Origin of the sequence: Paenibacillus sp. JJ1722 (assembly GCF_048282685.1) — a bacterium.
Lineage (GTDB): Bacteria > Bacillota > Bacilli > Paenibacillales > Paenibacillaceae > Paenibacillus > Paenibacillus polymyxa_B.
This window is the reverse complement of the sequence record NZ_CP182500.1, coordinates 4,397,564-4,423,985: the sequence shown is the minus strand read 5'-3', so window position 1 is coordinate 4,423,985 and position 26,422 is coordinate 4,397,564. Positions and strand designations below refer to the sequence as shown.

The window sequence follows — 26,422 nt, the reverse complement described above, 5'->3', positions numbered from 1 at the left end:
TGTATATATGAATATATGGAATTGTTTTTGTATTTTTATCAGAATGTTAACGATTTCAATTCTTGATCGTATCTTGATGGCACGACCAGCTTCTGTATAATAACTGGGAGATCAAACACTGCGTGATGTGTTTGAACAGGTGATTATTTCGGAAGAAGTAGGTTACCAAAAGCCACAAGCTGCTATTTTTGATTATGTATTTACAAAGCGGGTCATTTCGGATAAAAGGAAGGCTCTCATGATCGGTGATTCACTGACTTAGGATATTCAGAGAGGGAACAATAACGGAATTGATAGCTGTTGGTTCAACCCTACCGGGAAAATAAACACATCTGCAATTCAACCAACCTTTGAAATAAAAACCCTGATGGAGCTAGCGAATATTGTACTTTCAGAAAGTATGTGTTGAATCTTACAACGCCCGAAGCGGAATGTTAAAAACATTGGATAACACATAACCGTACAATCGTACACTGAAAAAGTTAGAAGCAGGATTTTTTTCATAATATTCACAGATGAAGGCAAATGCAATGATAAATTTGCCCATTTTGACAATACTAGTATTGTTGGACACTGGCATAAATGATAAGCCTGGATTAACTGAAAATTGCAAAATAATAGCCTACAGTGAAGCTTGTCCGAGGCAGATTATAGAGAATACGGGAAGCTTGTCTACGGTTTTCAATGCCATATGGAGTTTAAACATGAATTGGTAGAGCTTCTAATCGAGAATTCGGAAGCCGGACTATCTGAACGTAGTAGCCACAGATTCATTCAGCAGCCAGAACTACTGAGAAATAGTGACTACAAAGTGATGAATGAAAATCTGTTTTTATTTTTAGACAAATTCGTAATCGAGTATTTAAAAAACAGCAATTACACTCCAAGCAGGTTTTAGTCATATAGGAAGTCGCCATATTGGCGGCTTTTTTTTAAAACGTATCAGTTTCTCAAAAAAAGATTTGACCTGTAATGCGTTACACTAATTACGGTGTAAATGTAGTACATAACAACAATCATGTCATTTGTGTTTATCGACATTGACGGTACACTTGTCGGTGATGATAGCATGGTGCCAAAATTTAAGACCTCATCTGGAGAGACGGATCTATGGAGATGTTGAGAACGACCCTGTGGCCAGAGAAAAAATGGAGTGTTCCCCTCACCCATTTATCGCGGGGTTTGCCATATGGAGAGGCTGATTTGTTCGTGAGAAACTAGATATAGCCTTGCATAAAAGATTCATCTTAAAGAGATACTAATCAGCACATTAAAAATAGTTTAAATAAAGGATAGCTAAGAGGTGGGAACGGTGATGATATCGAAATGCTTGGCCGAAAATTTAAAACAAATTCAGGACAGCTTTTCCGATTGTACCGATCTTGTTCTCATACCTTGGAGTTATGGTTCGAGTTTTGAACATAATGCTCTTTCTGTTTACTTTGAGACAATGATTCAAAATGAACATTTAAAATACATGAAATCTGCTATGGAGGATCTAATCACTTATGAAGCTGGCTCGGCGGAGGCGGTCACTCCCAAAGCTGTGATGCGTTTCTTCAAAAAACATGGAATAACTGGCCATTCTCCCAAGCTGTTGAAAGACATTGATCAAGTTAATGAACAGATATTAAGTGGAGCCATAGTTATATTCTTTGATCATTGGGAGGAAGCAATTAGCTATGCTGCTAGTGGGCTTCCCTTTAGACAAGTTAGTGAGCCGATCACAGAACCGGTCGTTCAAGGGCCTCATATAAGTACAATTGAAGAACTGAATGTGAATATAGGCATCATTCGTGGCTTGCTCAAATCAGCCAAACTTAAATTTGAGTATTTCACGGTAGGAGAAATAAGTCAGAGAAAAATTGCTTACGGATATTTGGATGGGACCGTCAATCCTGAATCGCTATTAGAGTTTAAACAAAAAATTGCAGACATCGACACGGAAGAGATTCTTGAAACATCTTATTTGGAAGAATGGATCAGCGACTCTGTCTATTCTCCTTTTCCTCAGGTGCGCTACACGGAACGGCCAGATACCGTTGTGTCTGCCCTGTTGGATGGAAAGATTATCGTAATGGTGAATGGAACTCCAACAATATTGATATGTCCGGGAATTTTTTTTGAGTTCCTCGCCTCCAGTGAGGATTACTATCAGCAAACCATCTTCGCTTCGCTGATACGTATACTAAGATTTGGTGCATTCGTGATGGCACTCCTGCTTCCAAGCATATATATTGCCTTATCAACCTTCCATTCTGAGATGATTCCGACCGTTCTGCTTCTAGCCATTCTGGATACGAGAGAAGGGATTCCGTTTCCCGCTTTCGTGGAAGCACTGATTATGGAGGTTTTTTTCGAGCTTCTTAGGGAAGCTGGAATCAGGTTGCCCCGTCCGATAGGCTCTGCTGTAAGCATTGTCGGAGCGCTTGTCATCGGTCAAGCTGCGATTCAAGCCAAGATTGCTTCGCCGGTAATGGTCATAGTCGTCGCTCTGACCGGTATCGCATCGTTTACACTGCCTCAATACAGTATGGCCATATCGATCCGCATGCTGCGATTCCCTTTAATGATCCTTGCTAGCACTTTGGGAGGACTTGGAATTATGTTCGGACTTCTCCTCATATTTTTGCATTTAGTTTGCTTGCGCTCTTTGGGTCAACCCTATTTTGCACCACTGGGGCCGCTTAGAATCAATCAATTGCGCGATGTATTCATTGTTGCCCCGCGAAAAATACTGCTTCACCAACCGCGAAACCGCCATTTGCATAAAAGAAAAGGGGGGAAAACATGAGAACGCGAATATCCATTGGTTTCTGTATATTGGCTGTCATCCTGCTCGCGGGCTGCTGGGACAAGGCGGAGCTGGTGGAATTCGGGTATGCACAAGCGATAGCGGTTGACCTGGACCAAAGTGAAGAAATATATCTCACTACCCATTTTTACAATCCCTCGGGTTCGCAGGAGATGGGAGGAGCCCCCAAGCAGTCCTCAAAAGCATTTAATATCCTAACAAAAGGAGATAACATGAATGAAGCGATAAAAGACATTCCCATCCACCTTGGTAGAAGGGCAAAATTGGATCACATGCGCATTCTTATCATCGGGGAAGAAATGTCCCGACAACGAGGTTTAGAAGACGTTCTTGATTTTTTCATGAGAGATCCTGAAACTAGAAAAACCATACTTGTCCTGATTGCTCGGGGGAAAGCAAGCGACTATTTAGAAACCAAGCCGTATATTGAGAACACCATAGGTCAGCAATTACGGAAAATTGAAGAAACGACAGCACGGTTTTCTGCCAAAACTTCCAGAGTTCCGTTACTTGATCTGGCGATTCAACTAAAAAACGAAACCGGAGTCACAACGCTTCCTAATGTGTTCAAAGACAAGCCCCTCGATGAGATTTCCATTGCCGGAGTTGCGCTGCTTAAAGAAGGAAAGCTGGTAAAAAGTGTTATCAGCCCGACAAATACCCAACCATTATTGATGCTGCTTGGAAAATTCAAAAGCGGAGTTATCGATATTGCGGATAAGGATGCAGAGTCTGAAAAAAAGAAAACCAAAGAAAGCCTCCAGGTTATCTCCTTAAAAACGAAGATAGTACCTTTTATCGAAGGAGAGGATGTCGTTGCTCGTGTACATATCAAAATCATAGGGGCAATCGGCGAGCTGCATAGCTCTTCCGTGATGACCAGAGAGGAGCAAAATAAATTTAAAGGCAGACTCGAAGCCGAGATTAAGGAGAAATTGAGGGAAACGATTTCCCTTCTTCAGAAGGAACGATTAGATGCAATAGGAATCGGCAATCAGATTTTTCAAAAAAATTCGGCATTATGGAAACGCTGGAAGCCAACCTGGAACGAACGGTTTGCCAAGGCTGAGTTTAATGTAGCCGTTGAAGTTAATATTGTGAGTACGGGAATGGGGATAGGAGTACCATTTTAGAAAAGGAGATAGCCATGTTTGCTAAATTTTTGTTTTTTATGATTTGTAATGCTGCAATGCTGATCACTGATATTCCAAAGTGGAAACGGACAAATCGCAGAGCACGTATCCTGTATCTATCGCTTATGCTGCCTATAGCCTATCTTGGCTTACTCTATATTACGAATCTCCCGTGGCCAAATCTTGACGAGCTTATTGATTTCTTTCTTCTCGCTCCGGCCAAACGCATCGTCGCATGGTTCAGGCTCCCGACCTGAACTCACTTCATATCAGCGGAGGAATCTCATGAAAAATCAAGAGAGTATCAGTGCGCTCCAGACAGCGGTGTTGTTTCTTGCCGGAATGACGGGATCGGCCATCGTTCTGATCCCTGCTTCAGTAATCGGCGCTGCTAAAAACGGAGCATGGATTTCCTTATTAATAGCTTGGGTAATGGGGATGTGTCTATTGGCCTGCGTCCTTTATTTGCACAGCCAATATCCCGGATTGCTCTTCGTCGAATACAGCCGTAAAGCGCTGGGAAAATGGTTGACCCTCTTAATGATCATTCCTTTTACTTGTGCCCTGTTCTGGCAGAACGCCGCCATAATTATTGAAGTTGGCGGTTTTTTCAATAGTACTATAATGACAAAAACGCCTGTAACTGTTGTCCATACCTTGTTTTTTGTGACGGCTGCACTGACAGCCCGGGCTGGAATTGAAGTTATGGCCCGAATGTTTTTCATTTTATTGATTATGATGTATGGGTTTATTTTATTGGTTTTGGTCTTGGCTTCTGCCAACTACCATCCAGAATTTTTACTGCCGATCATGCCGGACGGAATGAAACCGATTCTTCATGGAGCCTATATCACCTATGGGTTTCCATTCGCAGAAGTCGTATTGTACTCTTCACTTCTTCCGTTTGCACGTAAAGGCGAAGAGCGAATGCTCGGAAAATATATGTACTTTGCTATTATAATGAACGGAGTCACATTAATTGCATCTATTATTTGCACCATTCTGGCTCTAGGACCTTTAGCAGGCGAGATGAATTATTCCATGTATCAGCTGGCCAGATTAATCTATATACAGGAGATTATCGAAAGAATTGAGCCTGTAATCGGATTTTCATTAATTGCCGGTTCGTACATGAAAACCTCGATCATGGTATTTATATTGACGAATTTATTTTCGCGATTTTTTAGAGTAAAAAATTACCGTATTTTAACGTTTCCGATAGCATATATCTGCTTGCTTCTTTCAGTTACCATGTACCATGATCAGGCGTCCTTCAACGAGGACGGATACATGGCTTGGACCTTATTCGATAATCTGGCATATGTTCTTCCCTTACTCTTGATCGTAGTCGTTACACGAATGAGAAACCGAAGCAAAAGAGCTTGATTTAAGTAGAGGTTCCCCTTTTGGGATAGTTTCAAATTAATGAACGGTAAAGGTGCAGACAGCCCGCAAAAAGCACAGGAGTTGAATAAAATAGCACATTGAAAATTAACAGTATTCGTTCGTTTTTGCGAAAATATACGTGCTAGGAATGGAAAGTATGAGGCTGTCAGTATTAGAGAGAGGTACAATTTTGTTGATGCTCAGATCGGCACGAGAGGACGTTTCCAGTATAAACTGGAAACGTCTTTTTTTTGCTGTTGTACAAGATAGAGCTGATCAGCATTTGAATAGACGGGAAGCTGGCTCGCGCTTAACCGATCTCTAGGGAGGCTTAAAAAGTCGCTGGAGGAGTTCTTGCCTGATACAGGCCATTCATGAATATCAAATGTTAATAAATTGCTCATTTCATCGTAGACTGGGATGGCAGCTTCTTCGTCCATACCGTCGCACAAAATAGATTTCTTTCTATATATTAGAAGAGCAGATCGATTTATAGATTTTTGCAGAATCCTCAGGTAAAATGGCTTGTAATAAAGCTGAGGAGGAATGGGCATCATGGCAGAGCATTTAGCAGATATCTTGAAGTTGTTGAAGCAAAAAGAGTGGGTGGATTTGTCCCACGCTTTTTATCCTGAAATCCCTCATTTTCCAGTATTCGATAATGTTCAGGTGGATACCCTGTTTACCCACGATGATGGCTTTTTTGTAAAACAATACTGCTTTCCCGGTCAGTATGGGACTCATATTGATGCACCCGTTCATTTTGTGAAGGGCAAACGTTACTTGCATGAGCTTTCGTTGAAGGAGCTGGTTTTGCCGCTAGTTGTCATTGACCGTTCAGCAGCCGTTGCAGCCAATTCTGACTATGAACTTACGGTTGCGGATATTTTGGACTTTGAGAAAGAGCATGGACGCATTGCTGATCAGTCCTTTGTCGCTTTTCGCAGTGATTGGAGCAAACGTTGGCCTGATTCAGATGCCTTCTCGAACAAGGACGACGCCGGAGATGCACACTGCCCGGGCTGGTCGCTGGAGGCGCTGCGCTTTTTGGTAGAAGAACGGAATGTGGCTGCCATTGGGCATGAAACGCTAGATACCGATTCCTCTGTAGCTTATCGCAAAGCTGGCAAGCTGGTAGGGGAATATTACATATTGGAGCAGGATCGGTATCAAGTTGAGGTGCTGACGAATTTGGACAAGCTGCCCCCGACGGGCGCGGTCATATATAATATCGTTCCGAGCATTCAAGATTCCCCTGGATTTCCGGTGCGCTCCTTTGCTATTTTGCCTTAATCATACAGTATCCAGTCATTTGAAAACGATTATATAATCTAAAAGACCGATTCAGATATCGACATCTGAATCGGTCTTTTCTAGCTTATACGGGGTAATGTACAGCGTGAATGACCGTTCAGTCCAACTTGAATCAAAAATATGAAAAGTGTTAAGTGATAATAGTGACGGTAGGCGCAGAGATGGTAGGCTGAGTCGCGATAATGGAAGTTGTGCCGCTAAAATCTGTTATTTCTATAACAACTGGGACACCTGGTGTAATATCTACGGAGGCAATGACCAGACTTGCTGTGGTGAGGGTGAATAAGGAGCTCTGCTGAATAACTCCGTTAATATAAAAATTAGAAGAATCAGTAGCTGCTAATGTCGGCAAAGCAACAACTGGAGCATCGGCGTCATCTACAAAGCTTGCAGCAGGAACGGTTGTTTCTGTTGTTCCGATCATTCCAGCTGTAATCGTTGCAAAAAAGCGAGTCGTGGCTGGGGCTACGGTCGTGGCTATGGCGCCACCCGTTGATACGGGAGCAGTAGCTACTGCTGTAAACACAGGTTTTATGATTGGCATAGTTCTCATCTCCTTTCTTTACTGGTAATGAGCCATTTGCATTCGCTGGCTCTTAATCAATAAATGATTGTTCAACCTATTCGGAAACGGCATATTAACCTTTCTATTAATAATAGGGTAAATGGAGAAGGCCCTATTTTGCTACAAATATAGATGGAAGCGAATACTTGGAATCTGAAGGTTACAAATGCCTAAAACCCTAAAGGGGGATGTGCATACACTACATAAATAAGCATGTGAGAAGGAGGTGTATACGGCTGGTATGAGGAGACGCGATTCATCACTAAGGAGGCTAGGAAAGAGGACCGTACATTACAAGATCAACAAACGTAAAAAGTGTAAAACAAGTTATTCATTCAAAGGTAGAACAAAAACGGGGTTCCATGCCAAAAAGCATCCAAAGCTAATCATGCAACGGAGGTGCAGAAATACTCCTAGCAAGCGGAGGAAGAGCATGAGCCAGACGGGAAAGCGAGCTGCACCGGGTTCGGCAGGAGCACAAGGCATTCCCGGTTTGACAGGGGTACAAGGTATTCCAGGTTTAGCAGGAGCCCAAGGTATATCGGGAACTGCGGGAACACCGGGAGTCCAAGGAATACCAGGAATACAGGGTCCAGCAGGAACACAGGGAGCGCCAGGAGTGCCAGGTCCGGCTGGAGTCCAAGGAAGTCCAGGTGCAACAGGAGTACCCGGCCCTACTGGAGCGCAGGGCATAGCTGGTCCTACTGGAGCCCGAGGTATAACAGGGCCAACCGGCCCGGCACCTGACATTTCAAATATTGAAATTATACCCATAGCTGAGCGGTATTTTTATCTTGCACCTGCTACAATTGAATCTTCAATCACGATAATGGCGGATCAATTTTCTGTAGATGGTGTACAGGAGGCCTTTAAGCGTTTTAATGTCGGAAGCAACAGTTATGCCAATCTATACATTAATGGAATGATACAAGAAAGCACATTGTATAGCCTAACACCTTCATCGCTGACGATTCGCCTTAACGAAGGAGAGGCAATTCTCTCCGGCACACCTATTATTGTGGAAATTGTCCAATTTAGTGTGCGATCCAGTGGATGATACTGTTTGCGGTGAGGCAACCCAGAGGCAGATACAGCTGTTTCTTGGGGCAACGAGCCTTTGCGCCCGACACGCCAAAGCTGAAGATCGGCTTTGGGGCCTTGGTCATGGATGGCTTGTACGACTTTTTGCAGCGGGGAAATGTACTCGTCGCTCCATATCCAAGACTGCCTGAGTCTTTTCCCTGCTGGGTGACTGCATGCACCTCAAGCATAATTAGTCCCACCTATCCTAGCGCCCGTTTTATTCGGTTACATATCTTTTTTATATGAATAAAATGGGATGATGCACGTATTATTTAGGGTATTTATGATTAATCGCTTATAAAACATGGTTTTTAGGTTTAATTCAATATATTTCAAATGAAAGTATGAAGACAGAATGAGCCTGCATAAATATAATTTGCATTTTAGTTAGTTATCACTTACTATAATCTTATGAATAAGAAAACACATGTAGACAGCAAAAAGAAAGATATTCTGCAGGCAGCAATGTGCTTATTTGCAACCAAAGGAATTGACGGGATTTCAGTCAAAGAAATTGGAGAGGCTGCTGGTGTGACGGATGCCGCGATTTATAAGCATTTTAAGAGTAAAGATGCGATGGCCTTGGAAGTATTCGGGCAGTATTGTAATAGCTACACCACATTAATTGACTTCTATCGCAAGCAGAGTGGGAACTTCGTTAGTCGTTTCCATCAACTGGTGGATGAAGTGCTGGATATGCATGATGAGGACCAGTATGGTTTGCTTCTACTATCACAACATCATGAGCTGTATGTTGAAGCAAGCCAGAGCCAGAATGTGCGTCAGCCGCTGGAGGCGTTGACTGAATTCATCGAACAGGGGATTCAACAAGGTGAACTGCCGAAGCAGGATGCTCTGCTATCCGGTGTGCTCATCATTGGAGCCATTACACGCTTGTCCGTCTCCAGCCTGGAAGGTGAACTTCCACAGCAGTTGGTTCCATTTGCAGCAGAGGTCAAACAACGTTTAACTGCTTTATTAAGTAAAGGTCAGTAGTGACCTTTTCTTTTTAAATATAAAGTTAGTGTCTTCTAACTAAAATCATAATATGAAGGTAGGAAGTGGTTTATATGTCTAAAAAAATATTGGTGATTCAAGGGAATCCGGTCGCTGGCAGTTATGGGGAAGCGCTGGCTCAATCCTATGTAAAAGGAGCGAAGGCTGCAGGGGCGGAGGTTCGTTTGTTGCAGCTGTCCGCGTTGGATTTTAATCCAAATCTATTAGGTGGATATCGTAATAAATTACCGCTGGAACCTGATTTGATCCAAGCACAGGAGTCGATTAAATGGGCAGAACACCTCGTTTTTGTCTTTCCGATCTGGTGGGGCAGCTTGCCTGCATTAATGAAAGGATTCATTGACCGTATCTTTATGCCGGGATTTGCGTTTAAGTATCAAAAAGGAAAACCCCTGCCTGACAAGCTTCTAAAAGGAAGAACGGCCCGCCTCATTACAACGATGGACGGTCCGCATTGGTACTACCGATTTTTCCAGGGACAGCCTGGACATCGGATGATGAAGGATTCCACGCTGCATCTATGTGGTGTCAAACCGGTGCATTCTACTGCGATTGATCTCATGAATAAATTATCGGATCAGCAGCGCAACGATTGGCTGAGCAAGGTGGAGCAGCTGGGGCGAAATATGAGCTAGGTTTTCACCTGCCTGCCCCAAATTCATTGGCCTACAGGTAATCATGGTGGTATCTGATCATAATTGACCTGCGAAAAGGAAAAAGACCACAATGGGAGCAACTGACTCGCATTGTGGTGTTCGGGATAGCTCATGTTTGCAATCAACGTTATATAAATATCGATGCAACGATTAAAATAAATCCGATCGCTAGACCGGCAGGGCCCCAATAATGCATAGGGATAAAAAACAGACTGTGCTGGGTTCCCATTCGATAGCGTTGCCCCGTTTCCATATCAACTAGCACTTTGTCCGAGTCGGCGTTAAGCGCTTTTCCCAAGTACCAGATAATAACCCCCGACACAATGAACACAAAAGCCATCGGTAGCCGGGAATCTATGGAGTCAAGCCCTAGAGCGGATACTAAACTCCCGACTATAACAAATAAAATCCCTGGAACAACGATGTTTAAAATACCAAAACCCTTCCAAACAATCACATGAAATCTTCCTTCCTGAGTTCAAATCCAACATATGTATTTATCGGTTAAAAGAGAGATTTAGTTTACAAAATGCCCCATTCGATGGGGAATTTACAATGTATAAAACTGGATAGAAGGCGTCAAGAAGGGGAGGAAAACATGTACACACGTGGAGTGTAATCCTGGAGGTTTGCAGGTATCACAAAAAAAGCCGTTTCTCCACATCTTCATAGCCCAGCATAATCTGGCCTGAAGGAGGAAAATCGGCTTTTTCAATAAGTGAAGTGAAGCCCTGTGCCTATTCGGCGGTTGCTTTCGCTTGTTCCGCTACAAAAATAACAGGTTTCATAATCCGGCTCAGCATATCCTGCTTCGGACGATTCCAGGTAACCCAGTCGTCCAGCAGCAGACCGCCTGTGTCGCCGCTATTCGGATTCAGGGACCAGTACGTAAAGTACAGGTTGTTGGCACCAATATAGTCTACGAGTGCATTTTGCCATTTCCCCTCAGTAGTAGACAAATCAACATTACGACCGCCGAATTCACCGACCAGCACCGGAGCTATGTTTTGCTTGCTGATGTAGCCCCAGGTTTGATCCCAGATCGCTGGCAGGTTGGACGGGAAGGCCGGGTCGTTGAACCATGGCTGCGAAGACACACCAGGGCCGTAATCATGAGGAGAATATACGACACGATTCGGTACGTCCAGAACGACAGGATAGTTGGCTACACCTGTCAGGTTGCCACCCCACCAGTATTGGCTATTGTTGCCTTGTACATTGTGGTCTACACCTTCTACGAGAATCAGCCAATTCGGATTCACGGACAGAATCGCATTCCCTGCACGTTGTGCCGCCAGACGCCAGTCTGTGGAGGCATTGCCTGTGCCCCAGCTTGCTTGACCGTGTGGCTCATTGTGTAAATCCGCACCAATGACGGTAGGGTTGTTTTTATAACGATCAGCCAACATTTTCCAGTCGCTAATCCAGCGAGACTCAGGGTACTGGGATGTGTACCACAGCTCGGATTGCCCACCTGAGCTTGGACGGTGACGGTCAAGGATAATCTGAATACCGCGTTGTCCAGCTTTTTCGATCAGCTTGTCCATAATTTGAATCGGAGTTAATCCGACCAGGTCAGGGTTTTTGTGATAATCAATACTGTCTGGACGGGAACTGGAATCGAATAACTGATTGCTGTAAGGCAGACGAATCAGATTGTAGCCTTCTTTCTTCACCTGATCCAGCATGTCGTCCATTGAGCGGCTCCACAGTCCATGCAAGGTGTAATTAGGGGTTTCCAGACCGAACCAGTTCAGGCCGTTAAATGCCGCTTCTTTCCCGGATTCGTCTACAATCTTGTTTCCTTGGGTGTGATAATATCCTTTCACACTGGCTGCATCTACTGAAGCGGGAGTATAGCCATACAGTGTGAAGCCCATTACGAGGGAGGTAATGATGAAAAATGTTTTTTTCAGTCCTTTTTTCTTCATAATTCTGCTTCCTCCTTTATTTAAAAGAAATTGTAACCGATTACATTCTCATTTTATGTTCAAATCTTCCATCAAACAAGTTCATAAAATTCGTATATTTCTAAGATTTCGTTCGAATTCAATAGATTCGTAACAACGGATGGTTAAGCTAAGTGTCCAGCATTTGTGGGGGCGGTTGTATATGAGGTGGAGGGCACGCTCTAACTCCTCATTTATTATATTTTCCTGCTGTAAAAGAAGGTATATAATAAAGTGAAATTCACTTTACATACAGGTTGCAGAATTATATTTGAAAATTAATACGCCTGACATGCAGAAAAAGAAAGGAGGGTAATTATGGTAACAACGATGAAGGAAGTTGCAGAACGTGCCGGAGTGTCGAAGAGTACAGTTTCGCAGTTTCTGCAAAAGAGATACAACTATATGAGTGAAAACACCAAGAAGAAGATCGAGCAAGCGATTGAGGATCTCAGTTATATACCTAATGAGGTGGCACGTAGTCTCAAGCAGAAGAAGACCTTCATTGTGGGGGTTATTTCTTCAACCATTTTATCGAGATTTACAACAGAAGTCGTGCGTGCAATTGAAGATGAATGCCAACTGGAAAATGTCCAGGTCATTGTCTGCAATACCGATGATGATTCGCTCAAAGAGAAAAAGTATGTCCAGTCGATGATTGCTCGGCAAGTGGATGGACTTATCATTTTCCCGACGGAAGAGAACAAGAAATTATATGTTTCCCTTGTCAAAAATGGCTATCCTTTCGTGTTTGTGGACCGAAAAATCGATGAAATCAGTGTAGACACAGTGCTGTTGAATAATGAAAAGGCCAGCGAGCTTGCGGTTGAAGCACTCATTGAGCATGGTCATAACAACATTGGAATTATCACGTTCCCCTTAGGCAAAAAAGCGATCACCACACGAAGTGAGCGGCTGTCAGGTTATCGAAATACGTTGGGCAAACATGACATACCAGTGAATGAAAACTATATCAAAAGCGGCAGGTTGGATGAAATGCCTAATCTGATTGGACAACTATTCCATATGGAGCATCCGCCCACCGCAATCATTGCTACGAATGACATGATTTTGGAGCAGGTGCTGATTTATGCAAAAAATAATCATCTGACCATACCTAATGATTTTTCCTTGATTGGCATAGATGATGTATCCTTTGCATCTTTTTATAATCCGCCGATCACAACCGTTTCCCAGCCGAGTTTTGAAATGGGGAAAAGAAGTGCCAGGCTACTGCTGGAGAAAATTGATCAAAAAGAACAGGATCATGAGGAGCTGTCAGAAATCATCCGAATGAATCCGGTCATTAACCACAGAGAATCTGTCCAAAAACTGAACTGAATGATTGAATAAGTCCTTTTCATCTTTTTGAAAACGTTTTTATAAATTCTATTGTAAAAAGAAAATAAAGAGCTATAATGATCTTATGATTCGAGTCATGAATACCCTTTCATTTATGTATGTCCTGATTCTAGTGATGATTGCGATTGAAGAGAGGGGAGGAATGGAAACTTAAACGAATAATGTATGGAATAAGTTGTGATTTAATTCACAAAAAATGATTCTGCTTCTTTTTACATTCCCGAGAGGGAAATTTTTTTCGAGTATTACTAAATCGATTTAGTAAAAATGGAAAATAAATAAAAGAAAGTCGGAGATCACTATGGAAATGTTTATGAGCATTATCAGGGAGCCATCCATCATTATCGCGATTGTGACATTACTCGGTCTTATATTCCAGAGGAGGAAAGTATCAGAGATCATTACGGGAACTACCCTTTCTTTTATGGGTTTCACCATGATCAAGGTCGGCGGCGGCATTTTAGGTGGCGTTCTCACCAACTTCAGTCAAATTTTTTCTTATGCGTTCAACCTTAAAGGTGTCGTACCAAGCAATGAAGCCATTATGGCACTGACCATTGATCAGATCGGGGCGGATGCTGCGCTCATTCTGCTCTTTTCCATGATCCTTAACATCGTGCTTGCACGCCTGACCAAGTTCAAGTACATTTATTTGTCTCTTCACTTGATTTTGTTTATGAGCTTTGCCGCTACAGCCGTTATGAAAGGTCTGGGTCTCAGTTCGCTAACTACGATTATCGTCGGTTCTTTGGTAATTGGGAGCTATATGGCGGTGTTTCCTTACCTACTCCGGAATGCCAGCAAAAACATTATTAAATCGGATGAATATACGATTGCTCATGCTTCCATGACCTCTTACATTCTAGGTACCTATTTAGGGAAAGTTTTTGGCAACCGTGAAAATGACACCGAAAATGTAAAAATTAATGACCGCATCAGTTTTTTGCGCGACCCCAATGTTGCAACGACCTTGACGATGCTTGTGCTTTTACTGGTATCTGGACTGGTTGCTGGTTCTGATTATGTCAGCAAATTATCGGATGGCAAAGAATATATCGTCTTCATCCTCGAACAGTCAGCTATTTTTGCTGCCGGCTTGTATATCGCAAAAGCAGGTGTTAAGCTGTTCACAACTGAAATTGTACCCGCTTTCAAAGGTTTCTCCCAAGTGTTTGCACCTGGAGCAATCCCTGGTGTGGATGTTCTGGTACTGTTCGACAAATCACCCAATTCCGCGTTGGTAGGCTTCTTGGTCAGCTTCTTCACAGGCGTTGCCTGCGTCTTTCTTTTCCCGTTTATCGGATTGCCTGTCATTGTGCCAGGGATCATGGCCTGCTTCCTCGCTGGTGGTGCAGCCGCGATATTTGGCAATTCCAGCGGTGGTTTCAGAGGAGCTGTTATTTCCAGTTGTCTTAATGGATTCTTGCTCTGTCTGCTGCCAGCTCTCACCTTGCCGCTCTTTTCTTTTTTGGGTGCCGAAGGGGTAACGTTCGCCGATCCCGACTTTACTACCCTTTCCGGAGTACTTTGGCTTATTTTCCGTTGGTTTTAAACTAAATCGATTTATGAATTTTTTCAAAATAACTTATCTAAATCATTTGCGTCTAAATCATTTGTGCTTAAAAAGAGGAGGAATTATCCATGTTTTTTAACGATCAAGATATTCAAATTGATATCGTTGACAGTAATACCACACGGAAAGTGCTAGCCCACAGTGACCAGCTTATGTATGTCAAAGTGATGTTTGCTAAAGCCCAAACAGGGGAGATCCTGTTGCATAAGCATGTCCATGAACAAGTCACTTATGTAATAAAGGGAAGTTTTAAGTTCATGATCGATAATGGCGAAACAAAGGAAGTGCAGACTGTCAAAGAAGGAGACAGCATCCATTTTCCATCCGATACTCTTCATGGCTGTATCCCACTGGAGGATGGCGGTATTCTGCTAGATGCATTTACACCAGCACGTGCAGATTTTCTGTAAATTCCCCTTTCAAAATACGGTTTATCTACCCCGATATCTGGAGGAATTTACGATGCCTTTCAGCGGCAGACAACAGAGGCGAATGAACGCCTTCTGACCATGTCATGTCCGATACATTTCTTTTTATCTTTTTTTAGAAGAAGGCCTGCAAGTATGTTATATTTAACAAACGGCAATCGTGATGAACAGTAATATAGTGATTTTTAGAAAAGGATGAGATGATTTTGGAAAACAACGAAACTCAGCAAGAATTTGCAGATGTATATGAGCAGCTTAAAGTAGCTGCAAACCGAACCTCCGATTGGAAAACACGCCTAGCCGCGGTAAATGATCTGGGTACATGGAAGAACCAGCAGACGATTGACTTGCTGACACACCGTTTGAATAATGATACGGTATATGCCGTTCAGGAAGCCGCTTACCGCAGACTTCAGGAATGGGGCGAGAATGTACAGCCGCCTGTGCGCAAAGAGGGTGAGCTTGTTAAGGGCCTGACGAAGATTCTGGTGCGGATTAAAAAAAGCTTGCCAGCCGACCATACCTATAACGATTTTCGCGAGAAGCTGCACAAGATGAGAGTCGATATTTATGACATCTATGAAGGTGACAAGGGTGCTGAATTTGATCAGTGGCTGGAGCAAAAATGGGCTTCGTTATCCACAAGATAATGTCTGAACCCTGTAATTGAATGTATTTTTAAGGATTGTTGCTGGTGATACAGACAGAGCCTTAACAAGGATAAGGGATTATCTTTGTTAAGGTTTTTTTATCTTGTTCTCCTTAAGAATCATGTCCTTTATCTTTATGCCACTGTATATATACTTCGGCAATATGGTACGATGGGATCGGATTATTTTAGTGTGTACATGGGAGGGACTAACATGAGCAAGGCGAGGCTGTGTTTTATCGGGGCGGGCTTTCACGCTTCAACGAATATATATCCTGCTGTCATTGGGGCAGGTGCTGAAATTCAGGCGATTGCGACTAGAGATCTAAGCAGATCGAAGACAGCACTTCAGCAGTTTGGAAGCAGCGGCACACCTTATGACAATTACAAGGCTATGCTGGAGCAGGAAGACTGTGATGGAGTTGTCGTGATTGCACAAGCGGCAGATCATCCTTCGCTCGTACTGGACTGCATTAAGGCTGGAAAACATGTTTTTGTAGACAAGCCACTGGGCTGGAATGCCGAGGAAGCGGCCCAAATTGCAGATGCGGCAGAAGCAGCGGGTGTCGTGCTGATGGTCGGTTTCATGAAGCGCTACGCGCCTGTATACATAAAATTAAAAGAATTGATTGAGGGTGGCACGCTTGGAGCCACACGCTCATTTCAGGCAAAATTTCTCGTGGACAGTACCCTGTTTTGTAAAACCGGCGAAGATTTCATCAAGCTGGCGGCGGTTCATATGGTCGATCTGGTACGTTATTTGTTCGGAGAAGTGGCGCAGGTTACCGGATTTGCGAACGATAACGGCGAGTGTATTTCCCATACGATTGCCCTGAAATTTGAAAATGGTGTAGTGGGTAGCCTATACTTCGCAGGTATGACAGCATGGACACGCGAGAGTGAAGGGTTTACGGTAACCTTTGATCATGGTTTTGCGAACGCGGATGAGGTGAATACACTGATCATTCACAAGTCGGAGAGTCATACAGAGCTTCCTTGGAAATCCCTTGCGGAAAACGATACGGTTCTGACACCGTCAGCCTCCGCGATGTCGGGCGGATACCGTGATTTGTACTTGCGCGGTTTTGTTGGTGAAATCGCACATTTCATGAACTGCTGCCAAGAAGGACGGACGCCTGATTCAAGTGGACGGGATAACGTGAAAACGATGGAGCTGTGCGACCGCATTTTGGCTGCGCTCCAATAGGATACCCATTTCATATGCAAGCTTCGGAGCCTGGACGGTACCTTAGTTTGGGTGATTTGAAAGAAGCTTCGGTGTAACTGGTCAGTAGATGGCTCCTGCATTTGTCGGGAGTCATTTTTTTCGTTTACCCTACGACCTTTCTATTTCATAGCATTCCTGCCCATTTTGATTAATCTCTGCTGAAAATATGCCAACAAAGACGAACGATGCGATAGAATAGGAAAAGGAAAGCGTTATCATCACCCATTTTTCTGCGATGGTTCAGGGGGAGAAGGCTTATGCGTTCAAGGTCAAGGTTTCAGCCATTAAACACATTACGTAATCAGATTTTTATCGGATTTATACTGGTGATGCTCATTATGATGAGTGTGGCGGGGGCGTTCATTTATCTCAATGTGTCTCACCTGTTAAAAGACAGTGCCGAGCGGCATATTGGTCAGACTGCGGTACAAGCAAGCGGTAGGCTGGATGCATTAATCGGCCAGATGGATAGCTTGACGGAGCAGGTCGCGAATCACCCGTCTGTTCAGCATATTCTGCTGGAGGAGCGCAACGGGGTCAAGGTGAATTTCGGACAGCGTCAATCACTACTGCAAGTGATGCATAGCTATCAGGCATATATGCCGAGTGTCGGCTCACTGGAGCTGTATACCGCCGAAGGAAAGATGTTGTTTCCGATTAGAGAGGGCAGTCTGGAGGAACGTATTGGACAGGCAGACATCCGAGAAGCGAATCAGATGAAAGGAAGACTGGTCTGGATCGGCATTGATCCCGAAGACTCCCGGTCACTGCTGGCAATTCGGCAGGTGAGCCTGGTGGATCGCTGGTTCTCACGTGGAGGGTACTTGATTACCCGTATGGAGCGAAGTTATTTTGGGCTGAATGGTGCGACAGCGGTCAATGAAGAAGCGGATGAAACTATGCTGCTTGTAGATCGACAAGGCCAGCTGCTGTCGGGTGAACCTATGAACCAGACGGATTTGTCAGGTGTACTGCACAGCAAGACACAGACGGTTCATATTGGGGAGCGGGAATATGTGAAGGCGGTTCAGCAGTCGGAGCGGACGGGCTGGTCGCTGCTGATCCTGATTCCGGTTAGCGTCGTCACAGACGGAATTACGGTTTTACGGACTACACTTATCATTTCTGCGTCTCTTGGTGCCGTGCTATTCCTGTTCATGTCCTTTATGTTGTCTACGTTGATTACAAGACCGATAGGTCACTTGATTCAGGCGATGCGTCGTTCACGGGAAGGGGCATTGGCACTGAATCCAGAACCGGCAGCAGCGGTCGAGCTGCGAGAATTAAATGCAGAGTACAACACAATGATTGTCGATATTAATGAATTGATCCGTGTTATTTGCGAGAAGGAGGTTTTACAAAGCCAAACCGAGCTTAAAGCTCTGCAGGCGCAGATCAATCCGCATTTTCTTTTTAATACGCTGGATGCTTTCAACTGGTCGCTACAGGAGAAGGGAGAGGAGGAGCTTGCCGGGCTGATGGTGTCCATGTCGCGGCTGTTTCGTTATGTTATCGAACCTGCTCACCATGACTCTTGGGTGACACTCGGGGAAGAAATGGCGCAAATCCGTCGTTATCTGGAACTGATGGAGATGCGTCTGGGTGAACGTCTGAGCTGGCAAATTCATATGCCTTCGGAGGCAGCCAGAATTCCGCTTCCTAAACTGCTGATCCAGCCTATTCTAGAGAATGCCATTTTGCATGGTGTCGAAAATCGCATCGGCAACGGCCGTGTTGAAATTAGTGTCACTCCTTCGACCAGAACGGGTTGGACCAAGATCGCGGTCATAGATAACGGACCTGGAATGACACTGGAAGAACTTGCAGCTGTGCGTACAGCGTTGATGGGGGGAGCAGCCTGCCAGAGCAAGGGAACCGGTATGGGACTAGTGAATGTGCAGCGCAGGCTTGCTCTTTATTATGACAGCGCATCTTATTCAACGGATGGTGTGCTGATACATAGTGCTGAGCAGGAAGGAACAGTGGTCGCTTTTGAAATTCCTGATGAATATGGAGGGCGGTAGGAATGAGTGTTTCATCCAAAACCATTGTCATTGTAGACGATGAACAGCGAACACGTCAGGGGATACACCAGACATTGGAGAAATGGGCCGCCGGGAAATACCGGATTGTAACATTCGATAATGGTTTGGAAGCATTAAATATACTGCGTGCAGAGACAGTTCATCTGTTGATTACGGATGTCCGGTTGCCGGAATTCAGTGGGCTGGATTTAATCCGCTCTCTGGAACGGGATTCACGACGACCAGCGATCATTGTCATCTCGGGTTATGCGGAGTTTGATTATGTCCAGCAGGCTCTTCGTCTGGGAGCCGTCAATTATTTGCTCAAACCGATTGATAAGCAGGAGCTGTTGAATGCGGTCAATGAAGCGCTTCGGCTGGAAGAGGAGCGGCAGCGGTACGAGAAGCTGGACAAGCTGGCTGACCCTGTTCTGCTAGAGCTTGATCTCCAGGCAACTACTCTTAGTGATCCGGTACGACGTGCCTTCACCTATATGGCGGAGCATCTTCACGAATCCATTACGATGGCGCAGACTGCCGCGCATTCACACCTGAATGCCAGCTATTTTAGTGTTTTATTCAAGGAGCAAAGTGGTTTGTCCTTCAGCGAATATCTGCATCGGCTACGGATCCAACGGGCTAAGGAGTTGCTGTTGCATACCCAGTTAACGATTGCCCAAATCGGCGAGCGATCAGGCTACCGAACAGATAAATATTTTATTAAAGTATTCAAAGCGACCGAGGGGGTAAGTCCCAGTCGCTACAGGCAGCAGATGCGTACAGGGCCGGAGAATATCGACTGACGTATAGGCAGATCAAACCCAATAAAAGTGGAATTATACCCAATGAGCGTACCCTGTTGGAAGCAGGAATGGAGTGCTAAACTTACAAATGATAACGGTTACAAAAAATATAAATACAACAAACGGAGGTCTAACGATGTCCAACAAGTATGGTTTACGTAAGCGCTCACATCAAAAATGGTTTGCTGGGTTGACCCTGCTGCTGTCATTCATGCTGGTGCTATCCGGTTGCGGTGCTGGTAAGGATGGTCAAGGCGGTTCCAGTGGAGAAGGGGGAAAGGTTACACTCAAAATGATGCACCTGTGGCCAGAGGGAAGCTCGGCACAGCAGAGCAAGCTTGTGACTCAGATTATAGATCAATACCAAAAGGATCATCCGAATGTCGTCATTCAGCAGGAAGTGCTGGAAAATGAACAATATAAAAACAAACTCAAAGTGCTGTCAGCTTCCAATGAATTGCCGGATATCGGAATTACCTGGGCAGCGGGCTTTATGGAGCCTTACGTTAAAGGTGGATTATTTACACCGATGGATGACCTGTTGAATGGTTCCAAGCTGAAGGACAAATTTGTACCGGGAACGACCGAAGCTTATGCGCTGAATGGCAAAACGTATGCGCTTCCGATTGAATTGAATATTACACCTATTTATTACAACAAAGCCATATTCCAAAAATACAACTTGAAGGTACCTGCGACATTTGACGAGTTTAAGCAGGTTGTGAAAACACTTACGGATCATGGAGTTGCACCGATTGCATTGGGCAATAAAGACCGCTGGACCGGCTCGCTCTGGTATATGTATCTGGCGGACCGTATAGCAGGTAACGAAACGCTGAAAAAAGCGATTGACGGCTCAGGATCGTTCGATGACCCTGGTTTAATTCAGGCGGCCTCCGAAGTCCAGACGCTTGTGGATATGAATGCCTTTAACAAAGGATTTAACGGCTTGTCCAATGATGAGGGAAAATCCGAGTTTATGAACGACAAGGCAGCTATGTATTTGATGGCTACTTGGGAATTGCCGAATTTTACGACCAATCCCGCAATCCCACAAGCATTTAAAGATCAAATTGGTTTCTTTAAATTCCCGATGGTTGCAGGCGGCAAGGGCAACGAGAACAGTTGGGTAGGAGGTCCGGGAGTAGGCTTGTTCGTTTCGGAAAATTCCAAGGTGAAAGAAGAGGCCAAAGCGTTCGTTGAATACTTCGTAGTCAAATGGGGAGAGCAATCGGTCACACAGGCAGGCGTTATTCCGGCGACGAAAGTGGACACCTCCAAAGAAAATTTGCCCAAGCTGTATGTCGATTTGCTGAACGGACTGAATCAAGCTAGCAGCATTACATTGTTCGCCGATGTACAGATGAAGCCGAATGCAGCGCAGGTGCATTTGAATATGATTCAGGCGTTGTTTGGTAAAGCGGTGACACCGCAACAATTTGCCGACCAGCATAAGGCTGCCATCGAGAAAGGAAATTGAAATTGACCACCTAAGGAGGTCCGACCGTGGAAAAGGTCATGTCGAATAAGCTCGTCATTGCTCTATATGTATTGCCTTCTCTACTATTGTTATTCGCTATTATATATGTACCCATCGTACTGACCGGCTATTACGGCTTGAATCAGTGGAATGGAATTGGCTCTATGACTTTTGTGGGGCTGGACAATTATCAACATCTGTTTACAGACAAAGCGTTCTGGCAAAGTGCATGGCATTCGCTGCTGCTGGCCTTGTTTTCAGGAATTAGTCTGATCGGTTATCTGGCCATTGCGATGATTTTGTCAGGGAAAATCAAGGGAGCGAATCTGCTGCGGAAAATTTATCTGATTCCCATGCTGCTGTCTTCTGTAGCGATCGCACAGCTATGGCTCAAAATATATCATCCAACGAACGGAGTGCTCAATTTCTTACTGACGTCGGTTGGAGTTCACAACCCGCCTGAATGGTTAGCCAATCCGTCTCTGGTGCTGCTGGCCTTGTTCATTCCGATTATTTGGCAATATGCAGGCTTTTATATCCTGATCTATTATGCCGGGCTGAAAAACATTCCCGAAACGCTGATGGAGGCTGCCCGGATCGACGGGGCCAGTGCCTGGCAGATTGCGACTCGTATCAAATTGCCCCTGCTGCGCGAGGTGATTAACGTTACGATCATATTGTCCATTGTCGGCTCGCTCAAATATTTTGACCTTATCTACGTCATGACGGACGGTGGACCGAATGGAGCCAGTGAAGTGATGGCCTCTTACATGTACCACCAGGCATTCCGCAGCTTTGATTTTGGATACGGCAGCGCTACAGCCTTTGCCCTGCTGCTCATCTGTCTGATCGCTACGTGGCTGATCCGCAAGGTTACGGCTACGAGTGACACCATCCAGTATTCATAACGCAGTCTTGCTAATAGATGAGGGTAACAAAGGACAGGAAGAGGGAGGAACGGATATGAAAACCCAGGCAGCCGCCAACTATCCGCTTGGAGTCGCTACCCGCGGCAAAATGTTAACTCGGGTCGGTTATGCCGCTTTGTATATCATTTTAATCATCTTGGCGGTGACGCAGCTTTTACCGCTGGTGTGGCTGATGCTGTTCTCGCTTAAAAATAATCAGGAAGTGTTTAACCTTCCGCCGTTTGCACTCCCGTCCCAGCCGCATTGGGAGAACTATATGAATGTGTGGACCAGCGGCAACATCGGGCGGTACTTTTTCAATAGTGTGTGGATTACGGTCATATCCGTGGCGTTGACGGTGCTGCTAGCCAGCTTTGTAACGTTTGCTATTACGCGTATGCGGTGGAAAGGAAGCCAGCTGGTCCTCGGGCTCTTTATGGTCGGACTGATGATTCCGGTCCATTCTACCTTGATTCCGTTGTTCAGTATGTTTCTCAAACTGCATTTAACAGACACTTCACTCTCCATCATCCTGTCGTATGTTGCTTTTAATCTACCGACAACGATGATGATCTTGCTGGGCTTCTATTACGCTTTGCCCCGTGAAGTGGAAGAAGCGGCCGTTATGGACGGCTGCTCCGTCAACCGGATGTTCTTCCGAATCGTGCTGCCCATGACAACCCCCGTCATGGCAACGACATCTATTATTAACATGATCTATAACTGGAATGAGTTTATTTTCGTCAATACGTTCATCAGCTCGGACGAAAACAAAACACTGACTGTAGGCGTCCAAAACTTTATTGGACAATATACGACCGACTGGGGAGCTATCGGAGCTACGTTGATGATCAGCATTTTGCCCATTTTGCTCGTGTTTCTCATCATGAGTGACCGGATTGTGGAAGGGATTGCGGCCGGGTCGGTTAAGGGATAAAACAAATTCCCCAGATTAGAAGAGTGCCCCCTAGTGTAGACATTGGAACAAACCTTTTGGTTTGTCCGATGAATGCTAGGAGGTGCTTTTTTATGCGAGTCTAGTTTGAGTCGATGGGAAATACATAAATCAAAATAGAAAATCCAGAAATTTAAGCTTTTTCAGAAAATAAATGATGAGCAAACATGTTGATATTTATGATGCCGACCAATTGTGAATCCATCAGAGATTATGATGTGGTTGGTAACTCTGATAGGGGGATAGCAAAGCTGTATTATTTATATAGGAATTGGGACTTATTCTGCTAATTGACTGCTTATTTTTAGCATAAAAAGGCACATTCCTACTCGTATCTCAAGTGGGACTGTGCTTTTAAAAAGGCTATCAAGTTTGTGTTAAGTTTTTAGTGTTTGGTTTGTTGTATTGTGCGATCTTGTTGTTGGGTGTGTAAACATCCTATTGTTTTAAGCGTATAAATTTAACTTCTCCTTGATTTGAGCTAAACAACTTTCAACTTTAGCGACATTCTGGGAATGTCTTGAAAGATACTCCTGAGCTACCTTAACTAAATACTCAAAAAACATCTCATAATCCACAATTGCATACACTTCTACACTAGTTACTGGCGGAGTTGTTGTGAAATTTACTCCACTATCTCCAAAGTACTCTTCATCATTTGGAGTGCATTCAGTAGCAAAATAGCAGCTAGTATAACCAATACCAAATCCTTTACCCTTTGTAAATTCATTTAGAGCTTCTAAAAAATAACCGTCCCCTAAAGTACCGTAGTATGCCTCCATATTCTTAATTTTTTCCTGAACATCTTCTACATAATATATTTCATCATCCATCTTATTCATTCCCTATCTATTAATTAATTTTTCGGAATCACAGGAAAAAAGTTTGTTATTTCTCCAGTAGCTTTATCCCTGTAACCTATAAATTCCAGTTTTTTACCGTCAACTTCAGCATATCCAACAATTTCATCAGAAACAGCATTTGGTCGTGTGTCTATTTTTATTTTATTATTTTGAATTCCCTCTTCCATTGCCTCTCTCCCCAACTTAAGCATCTGTTCATCAGAGAGTAGTTTCGGATCGTATACAGTTTTTGGATTCTTATACTCTTTCCACTGACCAGTAAAGTTTCCTTTTCCACCATTAGCTAAGCTCATTCCGTCATAAACAGGGAGTTTGTATTTAACCTCATAAATTCCCGGAATATCTGGATGTGGCGTTTTTATCGCAGCTTGATTAATATTCTTAACTTGATCGCCAAAGTTGTCTAAAATATACCGCTCAAAGTTTTCAAGGTTATGGCCACCTTTTATTCCTATAGTTGGTTTTGCTTTAAACCCTTTCACTTCAATTAAATGATCATCATAACCTGATTTATAATTGACTCTAGCATTAGGAGCTTGTGACGTCTCCTTAGTGTCCTGCGATTTAACAATTTCTTTTTCCTTTTTTAAATATTCTTTTATATTTGAGGATTTTCTTGTATTTGTACTCTTAGCTACATTATATATGACCTTCTTTTGAATTTTACTATTTTCTTCTCTAGTTGCCTTGGAGGCAGTCTCTCGTAGCGTTTTCCTTGCCTGTTGATCCTGTTGTTTATATTGGTTTTTCGTTGTTAACCTTTCATTTGGTTGTGGTTTGTAGCCTTTGGTTGCAAGAGTTTGGTTATTTTTTGGGTTAGCTATGTTTTCTCTAGCTTCTATTTGTTGTCTCGCTAATAATTCCTGGACTCTTACTTTTGCACTTACTCCAGAAGAAATATTAAAGAACCCTTTTCCTCTACCCAGTTTTGAAAGTATCCCCTTTAATTCTTTAGTATGGTCTATCCCCCCTCGACCACCAAACATAAGAGGGTTTTCTGTGATAATAGCATAGAACATCCATTTCTTCTCTTCTTCAGATACTCCTTGCTTCCTAGTTAGCATGAAGAAATCGCCGGGATAATTATGTTTCCATTCACTATAGTATTGGCGATCCGGTTTACCGTCACGAGTACGAAAAAAGCATATAATAGATGGTAAGAGGGAGTATCAAAAGATATTTATAAAAGATTGAGCTTAAATGAAAGATGAGGGTTTATGTTATGCCAAAAAACGATAATATGCTGGCCATTCTATGGATGCTGAATTCGGGCGTAAAAATGACTGCAAAACAAATATCCGAAAAGTTAGAAATAAATATAAGGACAGTTTATCGTTATATTGATGCACTAAGTGCCAGTGGAGTGCCTATAATATCCGACACAGGTCATAATGGCGGGTATAGCTTGCTGAATAATTTTATCAGAGCACCTCTGCTATTTGATATTGAGGAAAAAAAGGCACTCCTTCATGCTGCTGTTTTTGCAAAAGAAGCTGGATATCCTTTGAGTGAGGCATTAGGCAATGCGACATCAAAATTGAAAATGTATTCGAATCAGGAGCAGGAAAGTATACTTAGCCGTCATTTAGCCGGATTTGAAGTGATAAATCGCATGGGAGATCCTTCTCTTCAGCCGATATTGGCAGAATTGGAGCAGGCTGTAGCCAACGAATTTTCTGTAGAAATGGATTATCGCACAAGCCATGAAGAACAACCCAAGAATAGGGTGGTAGACCCCTATGGAATGGTTTACTGGAACAGCAAATGGTATACTATTGCATTTTGTCACCTAAGGAATGAGATCCGTAGCTTTCGGGCAGATCGGATTCTACAAATCAAGCGTACTCCAATCATATTTAAGCGTCCTGAGGCTTTTTCAGCTCGTGAATTTTTTATGCAAAATCTGTTACCTAATTTAGTGGGCAAGGGCGGTTTAATTTCTTTAATGATCGGAGGCAGGTCAGAGGCATTGGATGACTTATGTCTGCATTGGTTTTTGGGGCATCATCTGAAAGAGCGGACATCCAATCAAGCCATCTTTTTGCTTGAGGAAAAATCTCTTCATACATATGTCCCTTATTTACTCCTACCCTACGGGAAATCCATTCAAGTCATCGAACCACAGAGTTTGAAGGAAAAACTTGTTGCTGTTGCGTCGGAGTTAATGGAATATTATCAACGTTAATAGCTTCACTGACAGCAGATGTCAGTGAAGCTTCTTTATAATGATG

Annotated in this window: 24 protein-coding genes and 2 pseudogenes; 21 read left to right on the top strand and 5 right to left on the bottom strand. The window is 43.7% G+C overall.

What is annotated here, in order from left to right:
• Positions 1 to 118: 118 nt before the first annotated feature.
• The 7 genes and pseudogenes from ACM1ND_RS19630 to ACM1ND_RS19600 form a co-directional block, all read left to right on the top strand.
• Positions 119 to 438: pseudogene (locus ACM1ND_RS19630) on the top strand (HAD-IA family hydrolase); the annotation flags it as partial.
• A gap of 641 nt (positions 439 to 1,079) precedes the next feature.
• Positions 1,080 to 1,209: pseudogene (locus ACM1ND_RS19625) on the top strand (Cof-type HAD-IIB family hydrolase); the annotation flags it as partial.
• 106 nt (positions 1,210 to 1,315) lie between these two features.
• Positions 1,316 to 2,794: a spore germination protein gene (locus ACM1ND_RS19620; RefSeq protein ID WP_418028041.1), complete on the top strand. Its 1,479-nt coding sequence runs from the start codon at positions 1,316 to 1,318 to the stop codon at positions 2,792 to 2,794.
• Entirely contained in the window at positions 2,791 to 3,948 is a 1,158-nt protein-coding gene (locus tag ACM1ND_RS19615) for a Ger(x)C family spore germination protein (RefSeq protein WP_023989801.1), read from the top strand. Before ACM1ND_RS19620 ends, ACM1ND_RS19615 begins: the two co-directional genes overlap by 4 nt.
• A gap of 14 nt (positions 3,949 to 3,962) precedes the next feature.
• Complete coding sequence (locus ACM1ND_RS19610; RefSeq protein ID WP_023989800.1) at positions 3,963 to 4,205, top strand: hypothetical protein; 243 nt, start codon at positions 3,963 to 3,965, stop codon at positions 4,203 to 4,205.
• 28 nt (positions 4,206 to 4,233) lie between these two features.
• On the top strand, positions 4,234 to 5,334 hold the full coding sequence (locus ACM1ND_RS19605) for a GerAB/ArcD/ProY family transporter (RefSeq protein ID WP_028542198.1): 1,101 nt from the start codon (positions 4,234 to 4,236) through the stop codon (positions 5,332 to 5,334).
• A gap of 555 nt (positions 5,335 to 5,889) precedes the next feature.
• A complete protein-coding gene (locus tag ACM1ND_RS19600) occupies positions 5,890 to 6,627 on the top strand; it encodes a cyclase family protein (protein WP_023989797.1) in 738 nt (245 codons plus the stop codon).
• Between the two features lie 151 nt (positions 6,628 to 6,778).
• On the opposite strand, the gene ACM1ND_RS19595 is transcribed toward ACM1ND_RS19600, so the two are convergent.
• Positions 6,779 to 7,192, bottom strand: a complete 414-nt coding sequence (locus tag ACM1ND_RS19595) for a DUF4183 domain-containing protein (RefSeq protein WP_023989796.1) — start codon at positions 7,190 to 7,192, stop codon at positions 6,779 to 6,781.
• 454 nt (positions 7,193 to 7,646) lie between these two features.
• Between ACM1ND_RS19595 and ACM1ND_RS19590 the strand changes: the two genes are divergently transcribed.
• The 3 genes from ACM1ND_RS19590 (at position 7,647) to ACM1ND_RS19580 (ending at position 9,948) form a co-directional block, all read left to right on the top strand.
• On the top strand, positions 7,647 to 8,270 hold the full coding sequence (locus tag ACM1ND_RS19590) for a DUF4183 domain-containing protein (RefSeq protein WP_023989795.1): 624 nt from the start codon (positions 7,647 to 7,649) through the stop codon (positions 8,268 to 8,270).
• A gap of 437 nt (positions 8,271 to 8,707) precedes the next feature.
• Positions 8,708 to 9,292, top strand: a complete 585-nt coding sequence (locus ACM1ND_RS19585) for a TetR/AcrR family transcriptional regulator (protein WP_023989793.1) — start codon at positions 8,708 to 8,710, stop codon at positions 9,290 to 9,292.
• 74 nt (positions 9,293 to 9,366) lie between these two features.
• A complete protein-coding gene (locus ACM1ND_RS19580) occupies positions 9,367 to 9,948 on the top strand; it encodes an NAD(P)H-dependent oxidoreductase (RefSeq protein WP_023989792.1) in 582 nt (193 codons plus the stop codon).
• A 148-nt stretch (positions 9,949 to 10,096) separates the two neighbouring features.
• On the opposite strand, the gene ACM1ND_RS19575 is transcribed toward ACM1ND_RS19580, so the two are convergent.
• Both ACM1ND_RS19575 and ACM1ND_RS19570 read right to left on the bottom strand, forming a co-directional pair.
• On the bottom strand, positions 10,097 to 10,426 hold the full coding sequence (locus ACM1ND_RS19575; protein WP_023989791.1) for a hypothetical protein: 330 nt from the start codon (positions 10,424 to 10,426) through the stop codon (positions 10,097 to 10,099).
• A gap of 280 nt (positions 10,427 to 10,706) precedes the next feature.
• Complete coding sequence (locus ACM1ND_RS19570; protein ID WP_028542203.1) at positions 10,707 to 11,900, bottom strand: glycoside hydrolase family 5 protein; 1,194 nt, start codon at positions 11,898 to 11,900, stop codon at positions 10,707 to 10,709.
• Positions 11,901 to 12,236: 336 nt separating this feature from the next.
• Between ACM1ND_RS19570 and ACM1ND_RS19565 the strand changes: the two genes are divergently transcribed.
• The 10 genes from ACM1ND_RS19565 (at position 12,237) to ACM1ND_RS19520 (ending at position 23,310) form a co-directional block, all read left to right on the top strand.
• The gene (locus ACM1ND_RS19565) at positions 12,237 to 13,259 is read left to right on the top strand and encodes a substrate-binding domain-containing protein (RefSeq protein ID WP_104496110.1); all 1,023 of its coding nucleotides are present in this window, start codon (positions 12,237 to 12,239) and stop codon (positions 13,257 to 13,259) included.
• Between the two features lie 328 nt (positions 13,260 to 13,587).
• Complete coding sequence (locus tag ACM1ND_RS19560; protein WP_418026504.1) at positions 13,588 to 14,832, top strand: PTS ascorbate transporter subunit IIC; 1,245 nt, start codon at positions 13,588 to 13,590, stop codon at positions 14,830 to 14,832.
• 89 nt (positions 14,833 to 14,921) lie between these two features.
• A complete protein-coding gene (locus ACM1ND_RS19555) occupies positions 14,922 to 15,263 on the top strand; it encodes a cupin domain-containing protein (protein ID WP_023989787.1) in 342 nt (113 codons plus the stop codon).
• Between the two features lie 224 nt (positions 15,264 to 15,487).
• On the top strand, positions 15,488 to 15,931 hold the full coding sequence (locus ACM1ND_RS19550) for a HEAT repeat domain-containing protein (protein ID WP_023989786.1): 444 nt from the start codon (positions 15,488 to 15,490) through the stop codon (positions 15,929 to 15,931).
• Positions 15,932 to 16,144: 213 nt separating this feature from the next.
• Positions 16,145 to 17,137 (top strand): Gfo/Idh/MocA family protein, encoded by a 993-nt coding sequence (locus tag ACM1ND_RS19545; protein WP_069080748.1) that lies wholly within the window; start codon positions 16,145 to 16,147, stop codon positions 17,135 to 17,137.
• 278 nt (positions 17,138 to 17,415) lie between these two features.
• Entirely contained in the window at positions 17,416 to 19,182 is a 1,767-nt protein-coding gene (locus ACM1ND_RS19540; protein ID WP_069080747.1) for a cache domain-containing sensor histidine kinase, read from the top strand.
• A gap of 2 nt (positions 19,183 to 19,184) precedes the next feature.
• Positions 19,185 to 19,985, top strand: a complete 801-nt coding sequence (locus tag ACM1ND_RS19535; protein ID WP_069080746.1) for a response regulator — start codon at positions 19,185 to 19,187, stop codon at positions 19,983 to 19,985.
• 136 nt (positions 19,986 to 20,121) lie between these two features.
• Positions 20,122 to 21,465 carry an extracellular solute-binding protein gene (locus tag ACM1ND_RS19530; protein ID WP_023989782.1) on the top strand — a complete coding sequence of 448 codons (1,344 nt, stop codon included), beginning with the start codon at positions 20,122 to 20,124 and terminating at the stop codon, positions 21,463 to 21,465.
• Between the two features lie 26 nt (positions 21,466 to 21,491).
• Entirely contained in the window at positions 21,492 to 22,373 is an 882-nt protein-coding gene (locus ACM1ND_RS19525; RefSeq protein ID WP_068942090.1) for a carbohydrate ABC transporter permease, read from the top strand.
• 55 nt (positions 22,374 to 22,428) lie between these two features.
• Entirely contained in the window at positions 22,429 to 23,310 is an 882-nt protein-coding gene (locus ACM1ND_RS19520) for a carbohydrate ABC transporter permease (protein ID WP_013311404.1), read from the top strand.
• Positions 23,311 to 23,774: 464 nt separating this feature from the next.
• Here ACM1ND_RS19520 and cdiI read toward each other — a convergent pair whose 3' ends face one another.
• Both cdiI and ACM1ND_RS19510 read right to left on the bottom strand, forming a co-directional pair.
• The gene (gene cdiI, locus ACM1ND_RS19515; RefSeq protein ID WP_076157516.1) at positions 23,775 to 24,161 is read right to left on the bottom strand and encodes a ribonuclease toxin immunity protein CdiI; all 387 of its coding nucleotides are present in this window, start codon (positions 24,159 to 24,161) and stop codon (positions 23,775 to 23,777) included.
• A 23-nt stretch (positions 24,162 to 24,184) separates the two neighbouring features.
• A complete protein-coding gene (locus tag ACM1ND_RS19510; RefSeq protein WP_081384243.1) occupies positions 24,185 to 25,255 on the bottom strand; it encodes a CdiA family toxin C-terminal domain-containing protein in 1,071 nt (356 codons plus the stop codon).
• 158 nt (positions 25,256 to 25,413) lie between these two features.
• On the opposite strand from ACM1ND_RS19510, the gene ACM1ND_RS19505 reads away from it, so the two are divergent.
• Positions 25,414 to 26,376: a helix-turn-helix transcriptional regulator gene (locus tag ACM1ND_RS19505; protein WP_076157509.1), complete on the top strand. Its 963-nt coding sequence runs from the start codon at positions 25,414 to 25,416 to the stop codon at positions 26,374 to 26,376.
• The last annotated feature ends 46 nt before the right edge of the window (positions 26,377 to 26,422 follow it).